Source organism: Aneurinibacillus terranovensis DSM 18919 (assembly GCF_000430625.1).
Taxonomy (GTDB): Bacteria; Bacillota; Bacilli; order Aneurinibacillales; family Aneurinibacillaceae; genus Aneurinibacillus_B; species Aneurinibacillus_B terranovensis.
In genome coordinates, this window is the sequence record NZ_AUMJ01000101.1 from 1 (window position 1) to 3,767 (window position 3,767).

General features: G+C 37.1%; 5 protein-coding genes. 1 reads left to right on the forward strand and 4 read right to left on the reverse strand.

What is annotated here, in order from left to right; genetic code table 11:
* Positions 1–90 precede the first annotated feature (90 nt).
* The 4 genes from H525_RS29045 to H525_RS0115190 all read right to left on the reverse strand — a co-directional run bounded on the left by H525_RS29045 (position 91) and on the right by H525_RS0115190 (position 1,952).
* Complete coding sequence (locus H525_RS29045) at positions 91–225, reverse strand: hypothetical protein (RefSeq protein WP_281172625.1); 135 nt, start codon at positions 223–225, stop codon at positions 91–93.
* 374 nt (positions 226–599) lie between these two features.
* Entirely contained in the window at positions 600–779 is a 180-nt protein-coding gene (locus tag H525_RS0115175; RefSeq protein WP_027416884.1) for a hypothetical protein, read from the reverse strand.
* Positions 772–1,044 (reverse strand): hypothetical protein, encoded by a 273-nt coding sequence (locus tag H525_RS24315; protein WP_155837332.1) that lies wholly within the window; start codon positions 1,042–1,044, stop codon positions 772–774. Before H525_RS24315 ends, H525_RS0115175 begins: the two co-directional genes overlap by 8 nt.
* 713 nt (positions 1,045–1,757) lie before the next feature.
* Positions 1,758–1,952: a hypothetical protein gene (locus H525_RS0115190; RefSeq protein ID WP_027416886.1), complete on the reverse strand. Its 195-nt coding sequence runs from the start codon at positions 1,950–1,952 to the stop codon at positions 1,758–1,760.
* Positions 1,953–2,347: 395 nt separating this feature from the next.
* Between H525_RS0115190 and H525_RS25730 the strand changes: the two genes are divergently transcribed.
* Positions 2,348–3,547 carry a DUF3800 domain-containing protein gene (locus H525_RS25730; RefSeq protein WP_051331075.1) on the forward strand — a complete coding sequence of 400 codons (1,200 nt, stop codon included), beginning with the start codon at positions 2,348–2,350 and terminating at the stop codon, positions 3,545–3,547.
* Positions 3,548–3,767: the final 220 nt, after the last annotated feature.

Here is a 3,767-nt window from a genome sequence, read left to right on the forward strand (position 1 = left end):
AGCTTTCGTCTCAAACACAGAGAGACCATATTTGGAAACTTTTAGGTGTTAAAACTTATTTAGCGAAATCTGCTCAAAGGTACTTGACGGTTACATTTCTTTCAGTTCATAATAATTTTTAATGATTTTACGAACGATAGCACTCTCGCTGACCAGATCATCTTCTGCATCTTTTACGACCTTCGCCTTTAAATCAGCTGGTAAATATACTTCTATTTTTTCCATTTATTCATCCCTTCCAATCAGTTCTAAGGATTAGTTCCCAAAAACAAATATCGTAATATAGGGGAATTTTTCAGTTCTAAACACATATAGAACTGATTAGAACCGATCAAAAAAAGCATTCTCTAATTTTGTGATGGAAATTCGGTTTCCAGTTCATTCTTTGGATGTAGTTTTTGAAACACAAAAAAACCGTTCTTGGAAACTTAACCAGAACGGTTTTTACACTTCTTTACACTATTATTATACCTCCTAATATCGTTCGAAAAAGTTCTTAAAAAGTTCGCGAAATACCAGGTCAAAAGCATCGCAAAATAGGCTGGATGACGTAACTGCGGATCGCGTCCCTATCTTTCGATTTATAGGCCACATTCCGTTCATCCCTTCCGTAGTACGGTAAGCTCCCGTACCCGCTCTGCTTTCGTTGGGTCCAGGACAATGATTTCCTTTGCAAACAACCACCTCGCGGCCGGAGTGCCTTCCAGCTTTAACAATTCCCGCCCGATCCGCGTGTCCGTCGCGTTCCATCTAAAATCCGGCGATATGTCGTTAAACATGCGCAATACCCGTAGGCGGTTCCGGAACAAAGCGAAGTCCTTCTTGCTTATTCCGGATGTATGTCTTCGCTGTTTCTGTATCAATCACTCGCCATTCTTCGAAATAATCCGTGTACCATGTGGAGACAAAGGTTGCATGTGGGAAAGACGGGTACACTTCCGCATCCTCCTGGCGGTCCACATCATCAAACGGGTAATCATCAGTCTTTCCATTGTGTTTCAGATACTTTCCGGTTTTTATGTTTTGAATGACAAAACCCATCATATCTCCACCTTTCACAAAATCGCCGTTTTATATCTGGAAGTCGAGCATTGCTATTCCACCACATATTGCGAATAGCCATTTTTTCCTTCTTTTTTGCAGCAGGATGCATGGTCACACATCGTCAATTTCACTAAATATAAAACGTCTGGCGATGCGTGCCACATCGTCAGTACTCTTTTGATTCTACTATGATGTGTCATTCATCGAATAACTTTGAAACACGCTATAAGACATCCTTGTATTGTGTCAAAAAGAGTCATACGGTATCAAAAGTTATAGAAATGTGCCTTACCTATATTTAAAGCGTAAAGCCTTATTAAAGGTCACAACGATATAGCTCGCTTTGTTGCTCTTTTCTTCCCTTCTTTCCCCCGCCTTACGATGTTTGATGAAACGCTCTAATTTAGAATGATACCTGGCTGTAGAGTGTTCATAGAGTTGTATTTTCGTCCCTAAAATTTTTTACTTGTCACTGTCCTAGTTAAATGGTTAACCTGGGATTTAACAAATGGTACTACTTGTTGCAAGATGAAGTGTTTGAAAGCGCCTGCAATATCTAAAAAATGCTGAAGTAAAAGGAATCCTATGGCGACAAGAATTCCGTATCTCAGTACTTTCGATACGACATTTCCTAGAAGTCGATAACATACATAAATAATAAGCCCAATTGTTACCAAGGCTGCGAATTGACTCATTTGCACAGTAAAGCCTCCTTATGTGATGACAGGAAAGACGGCCGGTCGTGCCACTGCCCCAGGAAACCCGAATGGGCTTAAATCAATAACTCCCTCTTTCTGTATGAGTAATTGAATCGCTTCGATGGTTGAAGTTACAGCAATTTTCCCTTTCTCCAGATCAATCCCGGTTTTGTTTGAAACAAAATTGTAGACAAACTCTTCATTAAACAAGTTTATTCACCCCCTATGTAGTCATAAATAAAAAAGGATCGATCCGAAAATACGATCAATCCTTTGCTTTCTTATGTATTTGGTGTGAAAGCCTTTTGTATAGTACTGCACGATATCATTATACAATGGAATATCCCTCAAAAGAGTTCCTAAAAAGTTCGCGTTTTTTCATTAGTTGTATTAACAATATTTTACAGAATTGAAATAAGAACACATGTTGCTATTGAAAAGGACTAATTTCACTACAACTATTTATTTATCTCCTAAATTTTATTATGCAAAACAAAGTAACAATTGTATAAAGCCCATTATTCGCCTATTTATCTGAGGGTTACCTTGTCCCATAACAAAGCGTATAATTAAATTTAAGCATTACTAAGCAAGGGGGTAATCTTATGGACGAAAAAAACGATGATATTCTAAAACGCGTTGATGAAGAATTGCTAAATGAAGAGGAAGATAGCCAGGAACACATAGAGCTTGAAGATGACCCCGAGAAAATAAAAAAACGAGAATTAGAACGTCAAAGATTAATGGAGAATTTATCTGCTTCGAACTTTTCTACCCGAATAACAAAAGTAGCATATATCCTTAATAGATACCCTTCAACCCGTAATTCAGATGTTACGTTAATGATTAAGTATTGGAATGAATTTCAAGGACATAAAGGTGACACTATTTCAACAAAGGATTTATATACGTTTGAAAGACTTACTTCCATTTCAAGAATGCGTGCTAAGATTCAAAATGAATATGGTTTATTTAAAAGCGATGAAAAAATTTATCGATTTAGAAGAAACAAGGAAGTTATTGAAAAGGAGATGCAACTTTTAACTAAGCCAGAGAGCGCTTCGATTTTCATTTATGGTGACGAAAGCGGAAAGAACGGAGCTTCCTACGCCATTGTTGGAAGCGTTTGGATTAATAGCCAGGAAAGTCACGGAAGCATTCAGGCTCGGCTTAAAGAGTGGAAAGCTCAAAAAAAAGAAGAAGGGGTTAATCTTCCATCTGAATTTCATTTTACTGAGTTAAAAAAGCATCAACTTAACTTTTATAAAGAATTTTTTGATTTATTTATGTCCCATGCCGGGATGGCAAGCTTTAAAGCAGTTGCTGCCAATAATAAAAAGATAACGACCAAAAAATTAGATGAAGTAATATTTTCGTTATATTATCAATTAGTTCATTTAGGAATTGAACATGAGCAACAAACTGGTAGGATAACGCTACCTAGAGACATTAAATATTTTAAGGACGAGGATCCCGGTACGGACAAATTATTGCTTAAAGAACTGGAGCAAGAATTACAAACAAGGTTTAAAAATTATTTTGATAACCAAGTTACCTTAGCAAGCCTGATTTCTTTAAAGTCTAATTTTAGTGAGCTCGTTCAAATCGCAGATTTATTTACTGGAAGCATAGCTCGACATTTAAATCAAGAAAAAAACGGAAGCGGAAATTACAAAGATGAGCTAGCTGAATATATCATTCGGTCTTTAAATCTGAACAAGATGTTTATACCGATTGAAGATTTAGACGAGGGTAAAAATAAAACCACTACCGGGGACATGGCTACCCTTCATATATTTGAATAATTATAAGAATTACTGAAACAGCTACCCTGCTAAAGTTGGTAGCTTTTTTTAATTGGTTCCCTTCACTCGTTTCCTTCCGTTTATTAAGTTCACGATATAAAGTTGCTTTGCTTACACCCGTTAAATGTAATGCCCCCCATTGTCAAGACACAATTTCGAAAAAAATAAGTTATGTCCTCCTTCGATTGTAATGGGGCGCAGGCGCGATTTAAGCGACCCG